The following is a 21,518-nucleotide window of genomic DNA, read 5'->3' on the forward strand; positions in this document are numbered from 1 at the left end:
CGATCTTTGTTACTGAACAAAGATTTGCGGAACCCATGGGGGTTGAGTGGACGCCGCATGGCTGGCGGAACGCATCGGCGAACCGAGCGCGCGCGGGATCGCGACCGTCCTGACCGACCTGATCCGGGAGGGCACGGTGACCGCCGACACCCGCCTGCCGACCGTGCGCGCCCTGGCCAGGGAACTGCGGGTCAGCTCGGGCACCGTCGCCGAGGCGTGGTCGGAGCTGCGCCGGCACGGGATGATCCGCACCGACCGCCGCAGGGGCACGGTGGTGCTCGGCCCGCCCGACGTGCCGCGCCCCATCCGGTACGAGCGCATCGGCCACTTCGGGGACCGGCTGGCGACCGACCTGGCGATCGCGTCCCCCGACCCGGCGCTGCTGCCGCCGCTGGATACGGCCCTGGCCGCGGCCGCCCGCACCGACCGGCTCAACGACTACACGCGCGAGACGATCACACCGCGGCTGCGCGCCGCCGTGGAGCCGGGCTGGCCGTTCGCCGCGCAGGGCTGGCTCGCGGTCGGCGGCGGCTACGAGGGCGTGCAGCTGCTCGGCCAGACCGCGGCCCTGCCCGGCGACCGGATCGCGATCGAGGAGCCGACGGCGGCCCGGCTGCTGGACATCCTGGAGACGATCGGCGTCCAGATCATCCCGGTCGCCTGCGACGGGGACGGCCCGCTGCCCGGCGCGCTGGCCAAAGCCCTGCGGGCCAGGCCGGTGGCGTTCGTCTACCAGCCGCGCGGCCAGTCGCCCTGCGGCCACGCCGTCACCCCGGAGCGCTCCGCCGAATTGGCCGCCCTGCTGGAGCCCACGGCGACCCTCATCGTCGAGGACGACGGGATCGGCGAGCTGTCGGTCTCGCCGATGGTGAGCATGGGGACGCGATTCCCCGACCGTACGGTGCTGGTGCGGTCGTACTCCAAATCCCACGGCCCCGACCTGCGCATCGCGGTCATCGGCGGGGCGGCCGAGGCCGTGGAGCGGGTGCGCGTGCTGCGCAGCTTCGGCACCGGCTGGACCAGCAGGATCCTGCAGGACGCGCTGGCCCACCTGCTCGGCGACGCCGCGACGCGGGCCGGCGTCGAACGCGCCCGTGACACCTACGCGGGCCGGCGCGCCCGGCTGGCCGCGGAGCTGTCGGCCCGCGGCGTTCGCACGGGCGGGCGCGACGGCCTGGTGTTGTGGGTGCCGGTACGCGAGGAGTCGGCAGCGCTGGTCACCCTCGCGGCGCACGGGATCTCGGCGGCCCCGGGCAGCCGCTACGTGATCGACCCCGCGCCCGCCCACCACCTGCGGCTGGCCACGGCCCGGCTCACCGACGACCCCGGCGAGCTCGCGGAGCTGGCCGACGTGATCGTGCTGGCCGCCACGGGCACGCGGCTCAGCGCCTCGACCTGATCCCCGTGAGCCGGCGGAGGACGTCCCACCAGAACGGCGCCCCGAACAGCAACGCCACGTACGTCAGCAGGAATCCGGGCCAGTGGCTCGGCGTGGTCAGCCGGTCCCACCACACGCCGCCGTTCCAGGCGAACACCGGCTCGCCCCGCTCCGGGATCGACACGGCGAGCGGCGCCTGGCCGAGCATCCTGGCCAGCGCCGGCCGGCTGAGCGTGTCCGTGACGCACGACACCGGGTCGCCGCCCGTGCACCGCGCCTTGAGCTCGTCGTACGCGGCGGGCCCCGCCTCGGCGACGGCCGTCACGGAGGCGCGGAAGGCGTTGTCGCGCAGCAGCGTCTTGGCGTGCTCCAGCCCGTCCACGGTGAACAGCAGCGTCACCGCGACGCACAGCACGGTGACGACCCACCTGACGTAGCGCCGGTAGAGCATGGTGAGCCGCTGCATCTCGCCGTCGAACCAGGTCTCCACGCCCTGCCTGAACCGGTCGAGGTCGCGCTGCGCCGTCTCCCACACGCCGTTGAGCGGCCCGTGCAGCGGGCTGCCGATCTCCTTCAGCTTCGCCAGGAATCCCTCGACGCCGCCGGGCGCGCCCGCGGCCAGCTCCATCACGGCCACCGCGAACCGCCCCGGCGGGATGTCGGCGATGCTGGTGCGGCCCCTCTTGGGGTGATCGATCTCCCGCACCCGCTGGTAGAGCAGGGTGACCAGGGCGTCGTCGGACTCGCCCGCGCCGGCGGGCAGCTCCCCCGTCTCGGCGGGCGCGGGCCGGCCACTGTGCCGTGGGCGCGGGTCGCGCTGGAACGGCAGCGCCGCGAAGACGTCGCGTACGCCGGCCGGTAACCAGGACCGTCCCTGGGCGTCCGAGCCGTCCAAGGTGTCCCTGAGGTAGGCCCACAGGAACTTGCTGCGGATGGACAGCAGCCGCACCACGGCTTCGTTCAGGCCGCTCACCAGCAGCGACAGCAGCAGGAACGACACGACGAGGCCGAGCGCCAGGTCCACGTAAACGGAGAGCATCGCGCTTTGATACACCCGCAAGCCCCTGCGATCAAGCCCTCGCTCCGCTCGTCAGGCCGCCACCTCACCGTCGCGCCGGCCCTCAGGCGTAGAAGACGCGCTCCACCACCTTCCTGGCGCGGCGCGTCACGCGGCGGTAGTCGTCGAGGAAGTCCTCGGAGCCGTCCGGCGGGTAGCCGAGCGCCTGCGCGATCAGCCCGCGCTCCCCCGAGTCGCGCGGCACGCTGTCGCCCGGCCTGCCCTTGACCAGCATGATCGCGTCCCGGATGCGGGAGGCGAACCGCCACGCCTCGGCGAGCACCACCTCGTCCGCCTGGCCGAGCAGCCCTTCCGCCACGGCCGCGCGCAACGCCTCCAGCGTACGGGTGGTGCGCAGGGACGGCAGCGCGCCCGCGTGGCGCAGCTGCAGGAGCTGGGCCACCCACTCCACGTCGGACAGGCCGCCGGGGCCGAGCTTGGTGTGCAGGGCCGGGTCGGCGCCGCGCGGCAGACGTTCGGCCTCCATGCGGGCCTTGAGCCGCCTGATCTCCCTGACGGCGTCGTCGGGCAGGCCGTCCTGCGGGTAGCGCAGCTCGTCGATCATCGCGACGAACGCGGCGCCCAGCTCCGGGTCGCCGGCCGAGAACCTGGCCCGCAGCAGCGCCTGCGCCTCCCACGGCGACGACCAGCGCGCGTAGTAGGCGCGGTAGGAGGCCAGCGTGCGCACCAGCGGGCCCTGCCGCCCCTCCGGCCGCAGGTCGGGGTCGATGGCCAGCGGCGGGTCGGGGGCGGGCAGCGACAGCAGCCTGCGCAGCTCGTTGGCCACGGCGTGGGCGGCGTCGGTGGCCTCGCGCTCGTCCACCCCCGGCAGCGGCGAGTGCACGAACATGACGTCGGCGTCGCTGGCGTAGGAGCACTCCATGCCGCCGAGCCGGCCCATGGCGATGATCGCGAACGAGGTGAGCCGCGCGACCTTGCCGAGCGCGGCGTCGAGCGCGGCCTGGAGGGTCGCGTCGGTCAGCAGCGACAGCGCCGTGCCGACCGTCTCGATGTCGATGAGCCCGGAGATGTCGGCGACGGCCGTACGGAACAACTCTTTGCGCCGCAGCGCCCGCACGGCCGCGACGGCGTTCCCCGGGTCGCCCGCGTGCCGCGACACCGCGGCGGACGCCTCGCCCAGCAGCGACTCCCGCGAGCGCACGGCCAGCTCCTCGTCCGAGCCCAGCATCGCCACCGCGTCGGGCGCGTGCATGAGCAGGCCGGTCGCGTAGCGGCTGGTGCCGAGCACGCGCGCCATCCTGGCCGCCACCGCCGTCTCGTCGCGCAGCAGCCGCAGATACCACGGCGTGCTGCCCAGCTTGTCGCTGACCTGCCGGAAGCCGAGCAGCGCCGCGTCCGGGTCGGGCGTGTCGGCGAACCAGCCGAGCATGACCGGCAGCAGCGTGCGCTGGATCGCGGCCCGCCTGGACACCCCCGTGGTCAGCGCGGCGATGTGGCGCAGCGCGCCGGTGGGGTCGTCGTAGCCGAGCGCCTCCAGCCTGGCCGCGGCGGCCGACGTCGACAGGCGCGCCTCCGACTCCGGCAGCCGGGCCACGGCCTGCAGCAGGGGGCGGTAGAACAGCTTCTCGTGCAGCCGCCGCGCCTCCATCGCGTGCCGCCGCCACCTGGCGGTGAACTCCCCGACCGGGTCGGCCTGCATGCCCAGTGCCCGGCCCAGCCTGCGCAGATCGGCCTCGTCCTCCGGCACGATGTGCGTACGCCGCAGCCGGTGCAGCTGCAGCAGGTGCTCGACCTGGCGCAGGAACGCGTACGCCTCCGCCAGGCCGCGCGAGTCGTCACGCCCGACGTAGCCGCCGCGGGAGAGGGCGGCCAGGGCGGGCAGCGTGCCCCGGCGGCGCAGCAGCGGGTCGAGCCTGCCGTGCACGAGCTGCAGCAGCTGCACCGCGAACTCGATGTCGCGCAACCCGCCAGGGCCCAGCTTGAGCTGGCGCTCGCCCTCGGCGCGCACATGCGCCTCCACCCGGCGGCGCATCGCCTGCACGTCCTCGACGAAGTGCTCGCGGGTGGCCGCCGACCAGACCAGCTCGTTGACCGCCTCGACGTAGGCGGCGCCCAGCTCCAGGTCGCCGGCCACCGGCCGGGCCTTGAGCAGCGCCTGGAACTCCCACGTCTTCGCCCAGCGCCGGTAGTAGGCCAGGTGGCTGGCCAGCGTGCGCACCAGCGGCCCCGACCGGCCCTCCGGCCGCAGCCCGGCGTCCACCTCCCACAGCGAGCCCTCCGGGGTGGTCGTGGTGCAGGCCCGCATCATGAGCTGGGCCAGCCGGGTCGCCGAGCGCAGCGCCTTCTCCTCGTCGGCGCCCTCCCGCGGCTCGGCCACGAAGATCACGTCGACGTCGCTGATGTAGTTGAGCTCGCGGGCGCCGCACTTGCCCATGCCGATCACGGCCAGGCGGACGTCGGCGGCGTCGACCTCGGCCCGCGCGATGGCCAGCGCGGCCTCCAGCGCCGCGCCCGCCAGCTCGGACAGCTCCGCCATGACCTCCGCCAGCGTGGCCCGGCCGGTGAGGTCGCGCGCGGCCAGGTGCATCACCCTGCCCCGGTACGCCACCCGCAGCGCCGTCAGCGCGTCCGCACCCGATGCCGGCCCTTCCGGTGCCGCCCCGCCGGACCCCATGTCGCCGGCGCCCTGCCGGGGGGCGCCCGGATCGGCGCCGACCGCGCGGAGCAGCTCCTCGCGCGGGTTGCCCAGGCGGGGCTCGGCGAGCAGCGCCACCTGCTCCGGATGGCGTACCAGATGCTCGCCGAGCGCCGCGCTGACCCCGAGCACGGCGACGAGCCTGGCCCTCAGCTCGCCGTCGGCGCGGAGCCTGCCGGGCACGGACGGATCCCGCTCGGCCAGGCGGGCCAGCGAGGCCAGCGCCTGGTCGGGGTCGGCCACGTCGACCAGCGACTCCAGCAGGTCGTCCAGATCGGCTCCGGCCTGGCCGACGAGCCTGGCCGCCCTGGCGCCGTCGGCGAAACCGAGCTTGGCGAGCCTGGCGGCGGTGGATTCGATCCTGGGCACCCCTCCATAGTGGCAGCTCGCCCGCCGCCGGCCGCAGAGGCCGGCGCGACGTCGCGGACCGATGCGTTCGGTGGCCGCGGCCCAGGTCAGCGGTGGGCGGTGCGGATCACGTCCGCGAACGACTCCGCCACCGGGCGCCACGTCGCGATGAGGGCGCTCTCGGCCGACTTGACCTCGGCGTTGAGCTCCTCGGCCCCCTCCAGGGCCGTCTCCCCGCTCCAGGACGCGAAGATCTCGGGGGTGGCCTCCGGGTGGAACTGCACCGCCCAGGCGGCATCCCCGAGCCGGTAGGCCTGGTGAGGGTACGGCGAGCCGGTCATCAACGGCACCGCGCCGTCGGGCGGCCGCGTGATGACGTCCTGGTGGAACTGCACGGCCACGGCCGTGCAGATGCCGGTGAAGAGCCGGTCGGAGGCGGCGTCGGGCAGGGCGACCACCTCGCGGGCGCCCACTTCGAGCCCGTACGCGCCGCGCTCGACCGCGCCGCCGCAGGCCATGGTCAGCAGCTGCGCCCCCAGGCAGATCGCCAGCGTCGGCGTGCCCTCCTCGACCGCCCGCAGCAGCAGGTCGCGGGTGGCGGGTTGCCAGGGGCTGCGCTCGTCCTCCCATGCGGCCGCCGCGCCACCGAGCACGATCAGCCCGTCACCCGGGCGTACGGGAACCTCATCGCCCAGGTACGGCCGCACGACGTCGAAGTCCAGCCCCAGCCATTCGCCCAGATATCCGAGCCCGGCCTCGGCCTCGTGCTCGATGACGGTAACGCTCATATCGGCCCATTATCCGGAAATTTCCGAGCAAGTCGCTACATCCCGGGCGGAGCCCGGCCACGCCGGCGGGGGCCGCCGGCATCCCGCGGCGGACCGCCACCCGCAATCGGGCGTATCCGGCCGACAGGCACATACGCCACGTTTGATGGCCAAGCCACCTGTGCATATCGGGTCTGAGCATCGAAAGGGGAACTCGTGAAGATCGTCGCCCTCGAGACCATCCGGCCCGCCGTACAGCCCAACCTGCTGTTCGTCCGCCTGCACACCGACACCGGACTGACCGGGCTCGGCGAGGCGTTCTTCGGAGCGCTGACGGTGGAGGCGTACCTGCACGAGAGCGTCGCCCCCGTCCTGCTCGGCCTGGCCGGTCCCACGCCGGAACGGGTCGCCCGCCTGCTCACCCCGTACACCGGCTACCAGGGCTCCGGCGCCGAGACGCGCGGCAACGGCGCGGTCGATCTCGCCCTCTGGGACCTGCTCGGCCAGGCCGCCGGGCTGCCGCTCGTCGACCTGCTCGGCGGCGCCGTCCACGACGGCATGCCCATCTACAACACCTGCGCGGGCCCCGGGTACATCGCCACCTCGGCCCGGCAGGAGACCGGCAACTGGGGCCTGGCCACCGGCCGCTACGAGGACCTGAACGCCTTTCTCACCGACCCGGCCCGGCTCGCCCGCGACCTGCGCGAGCAGGGGATCGGCGGCATGAAGGTATGGCCGTTCGACGCCGCGGCCGAGCGTACGGGCGGCGCCGGCATCTCCCAGGCCGACCTGGACCGGGGGCTCGAGGTGATCGCCGCGATCCGGGAGGAGGCCGGCCCGGACATGAAGCTGATGGTCGAGCTGCACGGCCTGTGGAGCCGGCCGGCCGCCGAGACGATCCTGGCCGCGCTGGAGCCGTACCGGCCGTTCTGGGTGGAGGACCCGCTGCGCTCCGACGCGGCCGACGCCTACGCCCGCCTCGCCTCCCCCGTGCCGATCGCGGCCGGGGAGACGTGCGTCGGCCGGCGCGGCTTCAAGCCGCTGCTGGACTCGGGCGCCGTCGACGTCCTCACCCTCGACGTCCAGTGGACCGGCGGCCTGACCGAGGCCCGCAAGGTGGCCTCCCTCGCCGACGCCTACGGCGTGCCGGTGGCGCCGCACGACTGCACCGGGCCCGCCACGCTGGCGGGCTGCGTGCACTTCGTGTGCGGCCAGCCCAACGGGCTCATCCAGGAGACGGTCAGGGCCTTCCTGCACACCTGGTACGACGAGCTCGTGACGGGGTTGCCCGTCATCGAGAACGGCGTCGTCACGCCGGGCCGCGAGCCCGGTCACGGCGTACGGCTGCGCGAGGGCGACCTGGCCGCGCAGCGGCGCTTCTCCCGCTTGTGACGGCGATCCCCCTCAGGCGGGCCGCGCGCCGGCCCGAACCCTGACCGGCATCCCGCCGGCCGCCGCGCCGACCCGGTGGTCGCCGCGCCCATCGGGCCTTGCGGTCCTCCCCGGATGTGTCGTTGGCGAGGATCCGTCGCCTTGAGGGTGGGGCGACCGCCGGTGACGGCGCGGTGTCAGCGTGGAGCGATCCAGGTGGCGCGGGCCGCGGCCACCAGGGTGCCGTCGTCCTCGTAGATGGCGCTCTGCCCGAACATCTTGCGCCCGTCGCGGCCGGTCGGGCGGGCCACCACGGAGTAGCGGGCGCCGGGGTGGACCGGCCGGTGGATCTGCACGCCGAGCCGCCCGAGCAGCGCGGTCTCGCCCGGGCCGAAGTGGGCCCAGCCGGTGATGCAGTCGAGCACCGCCCCGACGATCGAGGCGGGAACACCTTCCTCGCCCGTCACGTTGAACGGCACCCGCCATCCGGCGGCCACCATGTCGGTGCCCTCCACGGGCCCGGGGAAGATGCGCAGGCCGTCGCCGGGCTCGCGCATGCCGCAGGCGAAGCACTCGGCGAACGGGTGCGCCCGCAGGCCGACGAATCCCGCCTCGGCGCGGGCGGCGTCGGTGAACGGCACGAAGCCGGGCCCCTCCAGGTCTTCGGCCACGGGGATCGCCTCGACCAGGAGCCGGTCGCCGTGGGAGAGGGAGACGGAGTTGGCCACGTGTTCGAGGCGCAGCTCGGTCTCCAGCGGGGTGGGAGCGTGGAGTGTGACTTCGACGGCTGGTCGGCCACCGTTCAGAGCCTCCGCCATGGTGCCCGCTATCCAGCCGCCGTTGGCGACCCCCACCGGGCCACGGAAGCGCTCGGGAACGGTCAGCACGGTCTGCAAGGCAGCCGTCGTCATGCCACACCCTCCTACATCGCCGCATATGGCGAAAAGTCCGTAATTGTCAATAGAAGCAGGCCGATTTTACCCAGACTCCCGATTCCCGCAGATGCCGGGGGTCTCGCGGCTGATCGACATGACCTACAACGCCTCGATGAGGTCCGTTGCTTCCCGCCCGTCGCGCGGCCATGCCTGCCATCACGCCTACCACGGGACCGTAGGCGCCCCACATCGCGCGGACGTGAGCCGGGGGTGAGAAGCAACGAAAATCGGCCTCACTCCGAACCGCTGCCGGGAGTGAGGCCGATCAAGGCGTCAGGCAGTACCCTATCCCGGCTCCTCCGGGTCCCGCGACCAATCCGCCGATACCGGCCTAGAGCCACAGGCGGTCATGCCATCAGACTGTCGGGATGGATCGGCTGACCTCATGGGAGCGCCGCACGAGCACGGCACTTCTCACCATTGGCACCGCGTTTCTCCTCAGCTGGGCGATCCCCATCGTCTTGCCCGGCCTTCCGCCCGTCGTGGACCAGGGGTTCTGGTACCTCCAGGTCTGCACCTATCTCCTGTTCACCGCGGACTACCTGATCCGCGTCTACCTGGCCCCCCGCCGCACACGGTTCGTCCTCAGGAACATCCCCTCGCTCCTGGTCGTCCTGCTCCCCCTCCTGCGCCCGCTCTGGCTGCTGCGCGCGCTGCTGCTCCTGCAGATCGTGGCGGAACGGATCCAGCTCCCGCTGCGGCTACGCGCGGTCGTGTACGTGAGCGGCACCGCCGTCTTCCTGGCCCTGGTCGGCAGCATCGCCGTGCTGGGCGCGGAGCGTGACAACCCGGCCAGCAACATCCAGACGATCGGCGACGCCCTGTGGTGGTCGCTCACCACGATGACCACCGTCGGGTACGGCGACCGCTTCCCCGTCACCGCCGAGGGCAGGCTGGTGGCGTCGGGGCTGATGCTGGCGGGGATCGCCCTGCTCGGTGTGGTCACCGCGGCCATCGCGTCCTGGTTCGTCGAGCGGTTCGAGCGCAACGCCGCCAGGGAGCGGCGTACCGAGGCCGACGTGGCCCAGATCCTCTCCGAGATCAACGAGCTACGCGGGGCGGTGGACGAGCTGGCCGGCCTCCGTACCGTCCTGGCCGGCATCGGCGACGACCAGGCCCGGCTGCACGACCGGCTGGATGCCCTGACCACGCGCCTGGCCCGCTGATGCCGGCCCGGCCGCGGGCGCGCGCCACGGCCCGGCTTCGACGAGTCTCTAAGAGCCTGCTGACGAAGGCTTAAGCCCTCGTGGGCATGGGGCCATAGAGGGCTGGTCCGATCTTGTTGATGTAACCCTGGTGGGACCATTGGGACAGCTGGACGCGGAAGCTGTTGACGTTCTCGATCCCGAGGATGGCGGCCAGCTCGGCCCCTTTCCAGGCCCGCCAGGGCTGGGCGGCCAGGATTTCCAGCACCTTGCCGCGCCGGTCGGTACTGGACAGCTCCGGAAGCGGTGGCGGGTCGCTCCAGCGGCCATGGGGCGGTTGTCCTGCCAGTTCGCGGGTCAGGCGGCGGGTCATCTGGTGCACGGTGGCCCACCAGATCATGGCTTCGTGGTGTTCGGGCTTGCGTTCGTAGATCCGCACCAGCCGGCGGTAACGAGTGAGCCAGGCGAATGTTCGTTCTGCCACCCACCTACGCGGCAACACGACGAAACCGCGCAGGTCATCGGAGCGCTTGACGATCGTGACGGTCAGGTGGAGCACGTCGCGCGCCCAGGCGAGCAGGCGTCCGGCGTAGCCGCCGTCCGCCCACACCAGCGCGATGGTGAACTTCGTCCGTAGCCGGGCCAGTAACGGGTGTGCGCCGTCACGGTCTTGAACCGACGCGGCGGTAACGATCACGCGCAACAGCAGCCCGAGCGTGTCGACCGCGATATGCCGTTTGCGACCGTTATCTTGAGCTCTTGAAATGATCATGCGGTTGACCTGGCGTCAGCGAGAGAGACGGTGTTCTCGACGAACGTGTCCGGCCTCCTGCTCAACACGGTCCGATCGTTTTCGAGGATTTTCTGTTCGGCGTGTCGTGGTTGCCGGGTTCGCCGAGGACGTCGCGTGTTCGGCGCTCGCCGAGTGCGTGGGCCAGGGCGTCGCGGAGCTGTCGATTCTCCTGTTCAAGGGTGCGGGTGCGTGCCATGGCGATCTCAAGGCGTCGCAGGAGCGAGGCCTCAGAGCTGCGTTGACGGTCCGGCGGTGACGGATTGGCGGGTCGCGGTGAGCGTTCGCGGAGCCGTCGTATTTCGGCTCGAAGGTCGTCTTGGGCGTAGAGCCACGAGCGGGAGACGCGGGCCTCGCGGCTGACGGTGTCGAAGTTGATCGGCTTGCCGGTGGCGTCCATGCGGCGGAGTGCAGCGAGGGCTCGTCGGCGGGTGTCTTCGGTGCGTTGCCGAGCGGCGGCGATGAGGTGGCGAGTGTTGTCAGCTCGCATCGGCTGCCCCTGGGGCGGGTTCGTCTTTCTCGATCTCGCCGATCATGCGGTCCAAGTTGGTGAGGACCTGCTGGTTCATCTCCACGACGCGGACCTGGCCCTTGTCCTGGGAGATGTCGATGAGGGTGAGGGTCCGTTGGCGCTGCTGGCGCAACTCAGGGAGGAACTCGGGGCCGGTGATGAAGACCGGGCAGGTCAGGCCCCGTTGACTGATCGAACCGCGTTGATTGTGCAGTTCAGGGCACTCTCACTCATGCGCACCATCTACGCCGTCACCCACCCGGAGGCGACGCACCACGTCGAGGGGATCGTCGGCGGCTGGCATGATTCGCATCTGACGCCAGCCGGCCTCAGCGCGGCGGCCTCCATTGCCCAGGCGCTGCGGGCCCAGATCCCGGACGGCGCCGATGTGGAGCTATTCTCCTCAGATCTGCAGCGCACCCGGCAAACAGCCGAGAAGGTTGGCGAGCTGTTCGGCGTGACACCGATCCTGGACCGCAGACTGCGGGAGAAATCCTACGGAGAGGCGGAGGGAAGGCCACAGGAGTGGCTGGACCAGCGATTCGTCCAGCCGCCGGTTGCCGGGGAGCGGTTGGAACACGACGAGGGCGTGGAGGGCGCCGAGACCAAGGCAGCGTTGGTGCAGCGCATCTACGCGGCCATGGACGAGATCTTGCAGCGCCCCTGCGAACACCAGATCATCGTGACGCACGGTGGCTCCCTGACAGTTGTCGTGGCGTCCTGGATCAAGATGCCGATCAAGGCGGTCGGCCACGCCTATTTCCGGGCGCCATCCGGCAGCATCACCACGCTGCACGAAGACGACTTCTACTACAACCGCCAGGTCGTCAATCTCGGTGACACCCGCCATCTCGACTCCGCCGAAGCCGGCTGACCTCTACCTGGCAGGCTTCGACGGCTAACGAGGTGACGTGCCACCGCTGAGCAGACTCCGGCCTATGAGGCTTCGCCAACCCACAAGAGCCGGGCGCCCGCGACACGCCGAGCGGCAGGCCATCAAAGACTCTCACGGTCACGTTCAGCACCTCACAGATTCTCGATGACCTTGAACCTCCTTCAAGATCAGTTCGGTTAAGCTTGTGTCAGGTGTTCACTCCTCAGGCCGGATCCTGCCCAACGCATCCGCATCGAGGAGATCCGCGACAACCTCATCGCCCGCATCGCCGAAGCCGAACGCGAAGGCTGGCTCGGCGAGGTCGAAGGACTCTAGGTCAGCCTGGCTGGCGCCGAGGAAAAGCTCCGCCAGCTCGATCGGCGCCACGGGCAGCATATGGCCGTGGACCTTGGCATCCCCACCACGCGCGGTGATCGATAAGCTCCACGAAGGTGCGCTGCCACATGGCCCTCAACCAAGATCGAGAACAAGTTCAAGAAGTGTGCATCAAACGCCCTTCAGAACACGATCAAGTGCCGCCCGGCCTGCAGGTCCCCAGTGCGGCTTGCCGCCGGGAAGGCCCCGGTCTCCGTTCTGCCCCATGAGCATCAGGAAGAGGCTCTTCATAGCGGCCAGCCCGCGGGCGCGCCGGATCGCCGCCTCGTCCGCGTGCGCGTACGCGTCGAAGAACCGTGAGGCCGTGCCCGCGGGGAGCAGCACCCACGCGGCGGCGAGGTCCCACGCCGGATCGCCGGCGAACAACGCACCGAAATCGATCACGCCCGAGAGCGTCCCGTCCGAGACGACGACATTCGCGGGATGGAGGTCACCGTGCAGCCACATCGGCGGGCCCTCCCACTCGGGGGCCGCGACGGCATCGGCCCAGACGGCCCGGACGGCGCGGACATCGCCGACGGCGTCGGGGTCAATGGCCTGCAAGAACTGCTCGAAGCCGCCCGTGCACCTCTTGGGGTGTTCGCGGCGGACCGAGGCGCCGAGGTCCGAACTGGCCGGGGCTTCGGCGGGCGCCTCCACATGGAGCGCCCGGAGGAAGCCCGCCAGCGTGTCGGCCGCGTGGGCGCCGCGGCTGATCGAGCCGTGGTCAAGCGGCTCGCCGGGAACCCACGTCATCACGGTCCAGTGCTTGGGGAAGCGCTCGGACGGTTCGCCGAACCGCACCGGGGTCGGCACCGGGAGCGGCAGGCGCGGGGCCAGCACGGGTAGCCACCGCCGCTCCTTGAGCTGGAACTCCGGGGTGCGGTCCATGCGCTGCATGCGCACGACCAACTCGTCCCCGAGGCGCCACATTTGGTTACCCCAGCCGCCCACCACCTCGCGGATGGCCAGCCCTGCAAGATCTGGATGTTGCTCCTGCAGCAGGTCACGGACCAGGTCTGCGGTGATCTCAATCTCGGTGTCGGTCATGCAAAGTCACAGTACTGAGGCGGCAGGCGGAGCGGCTCTCGTTATCCGGAACATCTCGCTGTGATTCCTCTGGCATCACCCATTCGGTTTCAGAGAGCTGCAGATCAGAGGCTTTGGGACGGAACGGCCCCGAAGTTCAGAGAAGCAGGCGTTGGCATGCGGGCAGCTCTTTTGGACGGGTAGCCCGCAGTAGCCGTTGGGCAGGGTTTGGGTGGCCATGCCGACGCGGGTCTTGGCCCACTGTGCCTGGGCGAGCGGCCCGTCGGGAGCGAGGGTGACCCGTTCGCCTTTGAAGTTGACCTTGGTGGCTTGTTCCCAGTGCCGCCGGACCGTCTGATCGGTGATTTTGGCGTAGCGGGCCGTCATCCGGTGGGACTCAGTCCGCGCAGGTCGATGGCGGAGCTGCCCGCGAGCTGGCAGTCGAGGACGAAGGCCTTCGGGTCGGGGCGGCCGGCGCGTTCCCATCGATCCTGGTGGTTGTGGCAGAAGACCTTGGTGGTGTTCTCCACCCAGAGCGTGCAGAACGGCATGCGGCACTCGGCGGTTCCGCTCGTGGTGAGGACCGCCTGCGCGATCCATGTCTCTAGCTCGGGACGGCCGTGCCGGACCCACCTGTCGTAGTGCTTGGCGCATAACCCGCGGCCGTTGATCCCGAAGCGGCACTCGGCGACGGCGCACTGGCGAAGGTCCACGTGCCCTCGGACCGGCGGGCCGGGGGCGGCGAGGAAGTCAGCCATGTCGGGGCGGCCGCGGTGCCGCCACCGGATGACGTGGCCGTTGCAGAGCCCGTGCTGGGCGACAAGACGATCGCAGTCGTTCACCGCGCATCGGTGGTGACGAACACCGGGTCGTGCGGGTCGGGATGGTAGACCTCGACGCGGAACTCGGCGCGCACGCTGGCCAGCAGCGTCTCCAGCAGCCCCGTCCTGGCGGGGATCGGCCCGGTGACGGTCACAACTGGACCTCCCGTCCGGTGAACCAGCCAGCGGCCTCAAGGCTCTGGCGGGCGTCCTCGACGGTGAGGTGGCCGTAGGTGTCGATGGTCGTGGTGATCGAGGCATGGCCGAGGAGTTCCTTCACACGCTCCATCCCGGCGCCCCGGCGCAACAGCCAGGTTGCGTAGGTGTGCCGGTAATGGTGGGGCTCGAAGTCGACCCCGTGCGGCGGCGTAACCGCAGGACCAGGTCATAGACCGCGCGGTAAGCCCATGGCCGCCCATGGGGCTCGGCGAAGAGGTTGACGAAGACGTAGTCGGAGTCCAGAGCGCCGTACTCGCGGGTGAGGTAGTCGGCGTAGAGCCGCATCAACTCGGCGCTGGCCGGGATCGTCCGGCAGATGCCGGCCTTGGCCCGCGCTCGGTTGGCGTTGGAGCGAGACGTGATGGTGACACTCTGCTCGGCGATGCCCATGTCCTCGTGCCGCAGGCCCAAGGCTTCGCCAATCCGCACGCCGCAATCCAGCAGAACGGCGAACAGGAGCCGGTCGCGTAGGTGCTCACAGGCGTCCAGCACGGCTTGTGCCTGCGAAGCGGTGAGCACCTTCGGTCTGGATGGGGACGACTTCAGCTTGATCGCGCGGCGCCGCTCCAGCTCGCCCTTGGCCATGTGGTGCAGGAACGGCTTGAACGACGTTGCGGCGCCCCGCCGCCCTGCGGGCTGCATGGTGATCAGCAGCCTGGCCAACTCGACATCGCCGTGGCGGGCATGGAACTCGCAGAACGAGGTTAGGGCAGCGAGTTTGCGGTTCACGCTGGCCGCCGAGCAGTGATGCGCCACCGTGGGCAACACCGCAACGTTCCCGGTGCGCGCCTCGGGCGGCAGCCGCAGCCAGGCGACGAAGCCAGCGACGTCCTCCAGGTCGGCCGCGCGCCAGCCGAGGCGGTGCCCATCCAGGTAGGTGAACCAGTCCATCAAATCGTGGGCGTATGCCTTGACGGTGTTGGGTGATTTCTCGATCGACGTCAGGAAGGCCAGGAACTGCTCCACCGGCTCGATCGGGACCTGGTCATCGCCGAGGAGAGTCCACGACTCTTCCTCCGACTCCAGCATGAATACTCGCTGAACCCGCATCGCCCCTCCCGCTGTTGCGTGCTGGACAGCGGTAGGTAATCGCATCCACCACGATGATCGGGGAGGGTCCAACATCCGTCGTGCACGTCATGGACAGCCGGAAACGTGCTCAAGATAATGCCCCTTCAGCTTCTTGCCTGCGTCAAAACCGCAGGCCGTAGCCCCGACGGTCTCAGCCGCTTTGACCGTCTGGGAGTCGATGCACGCGGCCGTCGGCAACTCATCGCGTCCGGCCATGACCCGTAGACGGCCGCGTAACCGCCCGGCGAGCCGTTCGGGCAGACCACGCCGGGACCAGCGCAGGAAGAACCCATACACCGCCTCGTGTGAGGGGAAGTCGACCGGCAGGGCCCGCCAATCGATCCCGTACCTGGTCACGTAGTTGATCGCGTCCAGCACCGCCCGCAGGTCATGGACCATCGGCCTGCCCGTGGTCGCGACCAGCTCGGCCATCACCGCCCGCGCCTCGACTTCCAGCACCGTCCACTCGGCATCGGTCAGATCCGACGGATACGACGGCTTTCGGCTATGACATCGGCACCCCGTGAAGCGCAACCACTGGCGCCCACGGACGTGAGCGTGTAAACAGACAACCACGGGCTCCTGGCCGCCGAGATGCGTAGACAACACCTCAGCTATCAGGAGCCCGCTCCTGTCCGCAGGCGTATCACTCCAGGACGCCCTCGATCAGGGCATCCTGGCCCCGGCCTCAGCGACCAAATCCTTCGTCAGCAGGCTCTTAGAGTTCAATTTCAGCCGGATGGTCCCAGGACCCCAATCTGGCGCGGGCCGCCTTCCGAGACAGGGAAACGCTCGCTCGGCTGACCAGCGGGATTCTCGCTGACCGGCCCGGGGCGTCTGGGCGAATGTTGGCGCGGTGCTTGGTGCCCGGTTCTTGCCCTGATCGCGGGCTGTCCCACCCTGGTGGCCCGAGCGCACGGACTCGCGCTGGACTTTGGCATTCATGTGCCCTAGGTGGTCCGGTAGGTGACGCGGCCGACCGTGAACGTGGGGCCGTTGGCGGTGTAGGTGGCTCCGTTGAAGAAGACATGGCCATGGCCCGGCCGTGCCGGGGCGGGCACGACGCTGGGCTTCCACACGCCGCCCTGATGCCATGGTGTGTCGTCGGTGCTACTCACGAGTTGGACCTGTGGAGTCCAGTGTGGCCGATCCAGCCGGGTTGCGTTTGACCACCACAGCCCGTCGCTGGGCAGCAGCGGTCGGTGGGCTGGTTGTCGGGCGGTCACCCGGTGATAGCCGCCGGTGGCGGGGGCGATGGCGGCATCGAACTCGTCGGTGGCTAGTTCGACTCGCCGGCTCCGCCAGCCGGTCAGGCCGTCGCGGCTCTCGGCGTAGCCGATGACGGGGTTGTCGGTGGCGGTCAGCCCGGTGGCGTAGTAAAGGCGCCACAGCCCGTGAGCGTGGACGACGTTGGGTTCGAGCACGGTGCCCCGCTCCCAGGGCAACGCGGCGGTGAACACCGGTTCCGGGCGGCGGTGCCAGCGCTTGCCATCCCACTCCAGGCAGCCGATCTGGTATGGCCCGTACAGCGTTCTCGAGGGCGTGCTGGCGTAGTAGATGCGCCGCACACCACCGGCCCGCACGTGGACCGGGCAGTGGTAACCGGTGGCGTCCCAGGCGCCGGTCGGCGGAGGAGGGGCCAACGCCGCGGCGACGGCGGAGTCGTCCGGCTCGGTGTCGATCATCCAGTCCGGGCTGTCGAGAGCCGCTCCGCGAGGCAGTCGCGCCGAGCAGAGGCCGACCACGGGCGACTCACCTGAGGTTGCGCCCAGCACCATCCACCAGTGCCCGTCCAGCCTGGCCACCGACACGTCGGCGACCGTGTCCAAGTTACGTAGGTGCGCGATGCCGATCCGGTCAGCACCACCGAGTATCGGCGTTTTGTTCCCGGCCACGATCGTGCTGAGCTCCGTGGCCGCTGCGGGCGGGGCACTGGCCGTGAGGCCGAGTGTGACCGCGCTGGCCAGCAGTGTCCGGCGGCTGAGATCCTGTCCGTATGGTCTGTGCACTGTTTCCTCCATGGCGAATATCTTCGATGATTAAACTATACAATCATCGAATCAACTTGGCGTGTGCGCGATGAACGAACTCGTCCAGGAACTGCTGACCTGTCAGCAGCGGATGGCCGCGCGCAGCCTTCGGTACAACGAATCGATCGCGCACAAACTCGGCGTGACGCCCACCGACGTCAAAGGCCTCGGCCTGCTCGTCCAGCGCCCGCACACACCGCGTGAACTCGCCGACGAGTTGGATCTGACCGCGAGCGCGGTCACCGCGGTCGTCGACCGGTTGGAGAACGCGGGCTTCGCCCGCCGCGAACGTTCGAGCACCGACCGCAGGCAGGTCATCGTTCACGCCGTGGTCGAGCAGGCGCAGCGAGCGGTCGCCCTTCACATCTCGTTGTACGAACGGCTCGCCGAGGTCGTGAGCTCCTACGACGAGAAACAGATCAGCACGCTTCTGGACTACATCGAGCAGTGCACCCGAATCCTCGCCGACGAAGCGGACAGGCTCGCCACCTAGTGCTGTGAGAGGGCAGTCTGTGAGCCTATACCCCTGATGTCATAGTGTGATTGAGTGAATCTGTAGCGTTATGTCTAGCTGGTGGGCGTGGACGTGTTGAGATGGCCGGGTGAGTGAACGCAAGCCGTACGCGACGGACTTATCCCCAGATGCGCGAGATCGTTAACGCGCTGCTGTACCAGAGCCGGACCGGCTGCCAGTGGAGCTTGCTGCCCCATGACCTGCCACTGCGCAGCGCGGTCATGTACTACTACACCGCCTGGCGTAAGGGCGGCACCGACCAGGCCATCCACGACCTGCTGCGCTTCCAGGTGCGGGAGAAACACCGACGATTAGCCGACCCGAGCCTGGTGGTGCTCGACACCCAGAGCGTGCGCGCCGCGGCCGGAGTCTCCGCCACCACGACCGGACGGGATGCGGCCAATTATGAGGGGCTGGATGTTATGCCGGGCCGGGTGGATCAGTGCTGGCTGATAGCGGCACGGGTGACCAATTGACCTCATAACGCCGGAGCTTCACCGTCTCCATCGAAGGGCTGTCGATGGAGGTGAGTACATGGTCAAGGCTGCGACGGACGGCCGCTACCCGGTCAGGGTGGCGGGGCCGTTGGCTGGGCTGGTGCACGAGTTCCGGCTGGAGCTGATCCGTCAGGGGTTCACGCCGCGAACCGCTCAGGGCCGCGCGTATGTGCTGGCGCATCTGAGCCGCTGGCTGGAGCAGGAGGGGGTGGCTCCCACTGAGCTGAGTGCCGAGCGGATCGCCGCGTTTGCCGCGGCGCGACAAGCTGGCGGCTGTCGACGGTGGCGGACGGATCGCTCGCTGCGGCCGATGCTGGGCTATCTGCGGGTGCTTGGGCTGGTCCCGCCCGAGGAGCCGCCTGCCCTGGGTCCTGTCGATGCGGTGCTGGAGAGGTATCGCAGCTGGCTGGAGCATGAGCGTCGGCTTGGCGAGCAGACGGTGAGTTTGCGCTTGCACTGGGCCGCCAAGTTCTTGATCCCCCAGGTCGAAGGCGGACGGCTGGAACTCGGCCGGATCGCTCCGCAAGCGGTGACGGCGTTCGTGCTGGAGATGTCGCAGCATTACGGATCGGCTCGATGAAGCCGTTGACCTCGGGTCTGCGGTCGCTGCTGCGGTTCTTGTTCGCGGCAGGCGACATCGACCGTGACCTGTCGCCGGTGGTGCCGTCGGTTGCCGGCTGGCAGCTGAGCGGGATTCCGGTCGGTGCGGATGACGAGGCAGTCACCACGCTGCTTGCCTCGTGCAACCGGGCCACGGCGATCGGGCGGCGGGACTTCGCGGTCCTGCTGCTGATGGCCAGACTGGGGCTGCGGGCGGTAGAGGTCGCGCGGCTGCGCCTGGAAGACATCGACTGGCGCGGCGGCGAGCTGACGGTTCGGGGCAAAGGCGGCCGCGTCGACCAGATGCCGCTTCCATCCGACGTCGGCGGCGCCCTGGCCGACTGGCTGCGCAACGGCCGACGGCCATCGACGTTGCGGGAAGTGTTCACCCGCACGATCGGCCCGGACGCACCGATGAAACGGCAGTCGATCGTGACGGTGCCGCGCCACGCCTCGTTACGGGCCGGCATTGCGATGGTGGGCGCCCATCGACTGCGGCACCGCGTTGCCTGCCGAGTGCTGGCCGACGGCGGGTCCCTGGCCGAGGTCGCCGAGTTGCTGCGGCACAACGATCACGCGAGCTCGGCAATCTATGCGAAGGTCGACCTGACCGCGCTTGCCGCGGTCGTGCGGCCCTGGCCGATGGCGGTCGGCGATGACGACACTGCGTGAGGCCGTCGACCGCTACCTGGCGATTCGCCGGAGCCTGGGCTACAAACTCAAGGCTGAGGGCCGGATGCTCGGTCAGTTCGTCGTCTTCTGTGACACCCGCGGGCTGGACCACGTCACCGTCGCCGCGGCAGTGGAGTGGGCCACGACCCCGGCCGGGGCGGATACGTCCTGGTGGGCGGCGCGACTGACCGTCATTCGCGAGTTCGCCCGGTTCCAGGCCGCCTTCGACACCCACACCGAAGTCCCGCCGACAGCCTTGCTCCCACGCACGGGGGACCGCTGCGAGCCCCACCTCTATTCACCGGCGGAGATCACCGCGATGCTGCAAGCGGCCCGGAGATTCAAAAACCCGCTGCGCGCCGCCACCGTCGAGGCGTTCATCGGTCTGATGGCCGCCACCGGCATCCGAACCGGAGAGGCGATGGGTCTGGACCGCGGTGATGTGGATCTGGACAGCCCCATCCTGCTGATCCGGGGCACCAAGTTCGGCAAGTCCCGCCTGGTCCCGCTACACTCCAGCACCGCCGAGCACCTCGCCGCCTACCAGGAGCGGCGCGACGAACTGTGTCCGCACCCGTCCACCACGGCGTTCTTCGTCTCCTGCGACGGCACCCGCCTGAACCACCACAGCGCCAGCACGGCCTTCGCCCGTGTGCTCAAGACCGCGGCGATCACCGCCCCGGCCGGGACGGCCAAGCCGCGGCTCTACGACCTCAGGCACACCTTCGCGGTGACCACCATGGCGAACTGGTACGCCACCGGAGCCGACGTCGCGCACCTGCTACCGGCCTCTGTCGACCTACCTCGGACACATCAGCCCCGCGACCACGTACTGGTATCTGCACGCCTGCCCGCAACTGATGGCCGAAGCCGCCAAGCGACTGGAAGCCGCCTGGGAGGAATCATCATGACCAGCCTGGCCCCGATCATGCAGGGATACTTCACCGAACGGCTCACCGACCGCCGCGCCAGCGAACACACCATCGCGGCCTACCGCGACACCTTCCGCCTGCTGCTGCACTACGCCCAAGCTGAACTCGGCCGACCACCCGCAGCCCTGGACCTGGCCGACATCGACGTCCACTTCGTCAGCAGCTTCCTGGACCATCTCTAGACCGACCGGAACAACAGCATCGCCACCAGCAACGCTCGGCTGGCCGCGATCCACTCCCTGTTCGGCTACGCGGCGCTACGCTGCCCCGAGCACGCTCTGCTCATCCAGCGCCCGGCATAACATCCAGCCCCTCATAATTGCCTGCGTCAAAACCGCAGGCCGTAGCCCCGACGGTCTCAGCCGCTTTGACCGTCTGGGAGTCGATGCACGCGGCCGTCGGCAACTCATCGCGTCCGGCCATGACCCGTAGACGGCCGCGTAACCGCCCGGCGAGCCGTTCGGGCAGACCACGCCGGGACCAGCGCAGGAAGAACCCATACACCGCCTCGTGTGAGGGGAAGTCGACCGGCAGGGCCCGCCAATCGATCCCGTACCTGGTCACGTAGTTGATCGCGTCCAGCACCGCCCGCAGGTCATGGACCATCGGCCTGCCCGTGGTCGCGACCAGCTCGGCCATCGCCGCCCGCGCCTCGACTTCCAGCACCGTCCACTCGGCATCGGTCAGATCCGACGGATACGACGGCTTTCGGCTATGACATCGGCACCCCGTGAAGCGCAACCACTGGCGCCCACGGACGTGAGCGTGTAAACAGACAACCACGGGCTCCTGGCCGCCGAGATGCGTAGACAACACCTCAGCTATCAGGAGCCCGCTCCTGTCCGCAGGCGTATCACTCCAGGACGCCCTCGATCAGGGCATCCTGGCCCCGGCCTCAGCGACCAAATCCTTCGTCAGCAGGCTCT

Annotated in this window: 23 protein-coding genes and 1 pseudogene; 9 read left to right on the forward strand and 15 right to left on the reverse strand. The window is 70.0% G+C overall.

Annotated features, from left to right (window positions below; translation table 11 throughout):
• Positions 1-46 precede the first annotated feature (46 nt).
• Positions 47-1,399, forward strand: a complete 1,353-nt coding sequence (locus E1292_RS14625) for an aminotransferase-like domain-containing protein (protein ID WP_132595685.1) — start codon at positions 47-49, stop codon at positions 1,397-1,399.
• Here the strand turns inward: E1292_RS14625 and E1292_RS14630 are convergent.
• The 3 genes from E1292_RS14630 to E1292_RS14640 all read right to left on the reverse strand — a co-directional run bounded on the left by E1292_RS14630 (position 1,383) and on the right by E1292_RS14640 (position 6,227).
• A complete protein-coding gene (locus E1292_RS14630) occupies positions 1,383-2,417 on the reverse strand; it encodes a hypothetical protein (protein ID WP_132595686.1) in 1,035 nt (344 codons plus the stop codon). The genes E1292_RS14625 and E1292_RS14630 overlap by 17 nt on opposite strands.
• Before the next feature lie 82 nt (positions 2,418-2,499).
• The gene (locus tag E1292_RS14635) at positions 2,500-5,460 is read right to left on the reverse strand and encodes a bifunctional [glutamine synthetase] adenylyltransferase/[glutamine synthetase]-adenylyl-L-tyrosine phosphorylase (protein ID WP_132595687.1); all 2,961 of its coding nucleotides are present in this window, start codon (positions 5,458-5,460) and stop codon (positions 2,500-2,502) included.
• 86 nt (positions 5,461-5,546) lie between these two features.
• On the reverse strand, positions 5,547-6,227 hold the full coding sequence (locus tag E1292_RS14640; RefSeq protein WP_132595688.1) for a type 1 glutamine amidotransferase: 681 nt from the start codon (positions 6,225-6,227) through the stop codon (positions 5,547-5,549).
• A gap of 195 nt (positions 6,228-6,422) precedes the next feature.
• Between E1292_RS14640 and E1292_RS14645 the strand changes: the two genes are divergently transcribed.
• Positions 6,423-7,598, forward strand: a complete 1,176-nt coding sequence (locus E1292_RS14645) for a mandelate racemase/muconate lactonizing enzyme family protein (RefSeq protein WP_220446824.1) — start codon at positions 6,423-6,425, stop codon at positions 7,596-7,598.
• A gap of 176 nt (positions 7,599-7,774) precedes the next feature.
• Here the strand turns inward: E1292_RS14645 and E1292_RS14650 are convergent, their stop codons facing one another.
• On the reverse strand, positions 7,775-8,488 hold the full coding sequence (locus E1292_RS14650) for a PaaI family thioesterase (RefSeq protein WP_132595689.1): 714 nt from the start codon (positions 8,486-8,488) through the stop codon (positions 7,775-7,777).
• Positions 8,489-8,880: 392 nt separating this feature from the next.
• Between E1292_RS14650 and E1292_RS14655 the strand changes: the two genes are divergently transcribed.
• Positions 8,881-9,678, forward strand: coding sequence for a potassium channel family protein (locus E1292_RS14655; RefSeq protein ID WP_132595690.1), 798 nt, complete (start codon positions 8,881-8,883; stop codon positions 9,676-9,678).
• 70 nt (positions 9,679-9,748) lie between these two features.
• Here E1292_RS14655 and E1292_RS54890 read toward each other — a convergent pair whose 3' ends face one another.
• A complete protein-coding gene (locus E1292_RS54890; protein ID WP_132595691.1) occupies positions 9,749-10,429 on the reverse strand; it encodes a transposase in 681 nt (226 codons plus the stop codon).
• 61 nt (positions 10,430-10,490) lie between these two features.
• Positions 10,491-10,937, reverse strand: coding sequence for a DUF6262 family protein (locus E1292_RS14665; RefSeq protein WP_132595692.1), 447 nt, complete (start codon positions 10,935-10,937; stop codon positions 10,491-10,493).
• Here E1292_RS14665 and E1292_RS14675 point away from each other — a divergent pair.
• Entirely contained in the window at positions 10,924-11,832 is a 909-nt protein-coding gene (locus tag E1292_RS14675) for a histidine phosphatase family protein (protein WP_220446825.1), read from the forward strand. The genes E1292_RS14665 and E1292_RS14675 overlap by 14 nt on opposite strands.
• A gap of 216 nt (positions 11,833-12,048) precedes the next feature.
• Here the strand turns inward: E1292_RS14675 and E1292_RS14680 are convergent, their stop codons facing one another.
• From E1292_RS14680 to E1292_RS14710, 8 genes and pseudogenes are all read right to left on the reverse strand, one after another.
• Positions 12,049-12,219: a hypothetical protein gene (locus E1292_RS14680; RefSeq protein ID WP_165974531.1), complete on the reverse strand. Its 171-nt coding sequence runs from the start codon at positions 12,217-12,219 to the stop codon at positions 12,049-12,051.
• 120 nt (positions 12,220-12,339) lie between these two features.
• On the reverse strand, positions 12,340-13,257 hold the full coding sequence (locus E1292_RS14685; RefSeq protein ID WP_132595694.1) for an aminoglycoside phosphotransferase family protein: 918 nt from the start codon (positions 13,255-13,257) through the stop codon (positions 12,340-12,342).
• 75 nt (positions 13,258-13,332) lie between these two features.
• Positions 13,333-13,623 carry a hypothetical protein gene (locus E1292_RS14690; protein WP_220446826.1) on the reverse strand — a complete coding sequence of 97 codons (291 nt, stop codon included), beginning with the start codon at positions 13,621-13,623 and terminating at the stop codon, positions 13,333-13,335.
• A complete protein-coding gene (locus E1292_RS14695; RefSeq protein ID WP_132595695.1) occupies positions 13,620-14,078 on the reverse strand; it encodes a hypothetical protein in 459 nt (152 codons plus the stop codon). Before E1292_RS14695 ends, E1292_RS14690 begins: the two co-directional genes overlap by 4 nt.
• Positions 14,075-14,212 (reverse strand): hypothetical protein, encoded by a 138-nt coding sequence (locus tag E1292_RS51070; protein WP_165974534.1) that lies wholly within the window; start codon positions 14,210-14,212, stop codon positions 14,075-14,077. Before E1292_RS51070 ends, E1292_RS14695 begins: the two co-directional genes overlap by 4 nt.
• Positions 14,209-15,401: pseudogene (locus E1292_RS14700) on the reverse strand (tyrosine-type recombinase/integrase). Before E1292_RS14700 ends, E1292_RS51070 begins: the two are co-directional and overlap by 4 nt.
• A gap of 12 nt (positions 15,402-15,413) precedes the next feature.
• Positions 15,414-15,956: a transposase gene (locus tag E1292_RS14705; protein ID WP_342775655.1), complete on the reverse strand. Its 543-nt coding sequence runs from the start codon at positions 15,954-15,956 to the stop codon at positions 15,414-15,416.
• Between the two features lie 341 nt (positions 15,957-16,297).
• Positions 16,298-17,356, reverse strand: a complete 1,059-nt coding sequence (locus E1292_RS14710) for a glycoside hydrolase family protein (RefSeq protein ID WP_132595697.1) — start codon at positions 17,354-17,356, stop codon at positions 16,298-16,300.
• 70 nt (positions 17,357-17,426) lie between these two features.
• Here E1292_RS14710 and E1292_RS14715 point away from each other — a divergent pair, with 70 nt between their 5' ends.
• The 5 genes from E1292_RS14715 to E1292_RS14735 all read left to right on the forward strand — a co-directional run bounded on the left by E1292_RS14715 (position 17,427) and on the right by E1292_RS14735 (position 20,774).
• Positions 17,427-17,870 carry a MarR family winged helix-turn-helix transcriptional regulator gene (locus E1292_RS14715; protein WP_132595698.1) on the forward strand — a complete coding sequence of 148 codons (444 nt, stop codon included), beginning with the start codon at positions 17,427-17,429 and terminating at the stop codon, positions 17,868-17,870.
• Positions 17,871-17,983: 113 nt separating this feature from the next.
• A complete protein-coding gene (locus E1292_RS14720) occupies positions 17,984-18,367 on the forward strand; it encodes a transposase (protein ID WP_281284029.1) in 384 nt (127 codons plus the stop codon).
• Between the two features lie 58 nt (positions 18,368-18,425).
• Entirely contained in the window at positions 18,426-18,968 is a 543-nt protein-coding gene (locus tag E1292_RS14725; RefSeq protein WP_132595699.1) for a hypothetical protein, read from the forward strand.
• The gene (locus E1292_RS14730) at positions 18,965-19,660 is read left to right on the forward strand and encodes a tyrosine-type recombinase/integrase (RefSeq protein ID WP_132595700.1); all 696 of its coding nucleotides are present in this window, start codon (positions 18,965-18,967) and stop codon (positions 19,658-19,660) included. Before E1292_RS14725 ends, E1292_RS14730 begins: the two co-directional genes overlap by 4 nt.
• Positions 19,644-20,774, forward strand: a complete 1,131-nt coding sequence (locus tag E1292_RS14735; protein WP_132595701.1) for a tyrosine-type recombinase/integrase — start codon at positions 19,644-19,646, stop codon at positions 20,772-20,774. The genes E1292_RS14730 and E1292_RS14735 overlap by 17 nt, the downstream gene beginning before the upstream one ends.
• Positions 20,775-20,874: 100 nt before the next feature.
• Here the strand turns inward: E1292_RS14735 and E1292_RS14740 are convergent, their stop codons facing one another.
• Complete coding sequence (locus E1292_RS14740) at positions 20,875-21,408, reverse strand: transposase (protein ID WP_342775656.1); 534 nt, start codon at positions 21,406-21,408, stop codon at positions 20,875-20,877.
• Between the last annotated feature and the right edge of the window lie 110 nt (positions 21,409-21,518).

The organism is Nonomuraea deserti, assembly GCF_004348685.1.
GTDB classification, from domain to species: domain Bacteria; phylum Actinomycetota; class Actinomycetes; order Streptosporangiales; family Streptosporangiaceae; genus Nonomuraea; species Nonomuraea deserti.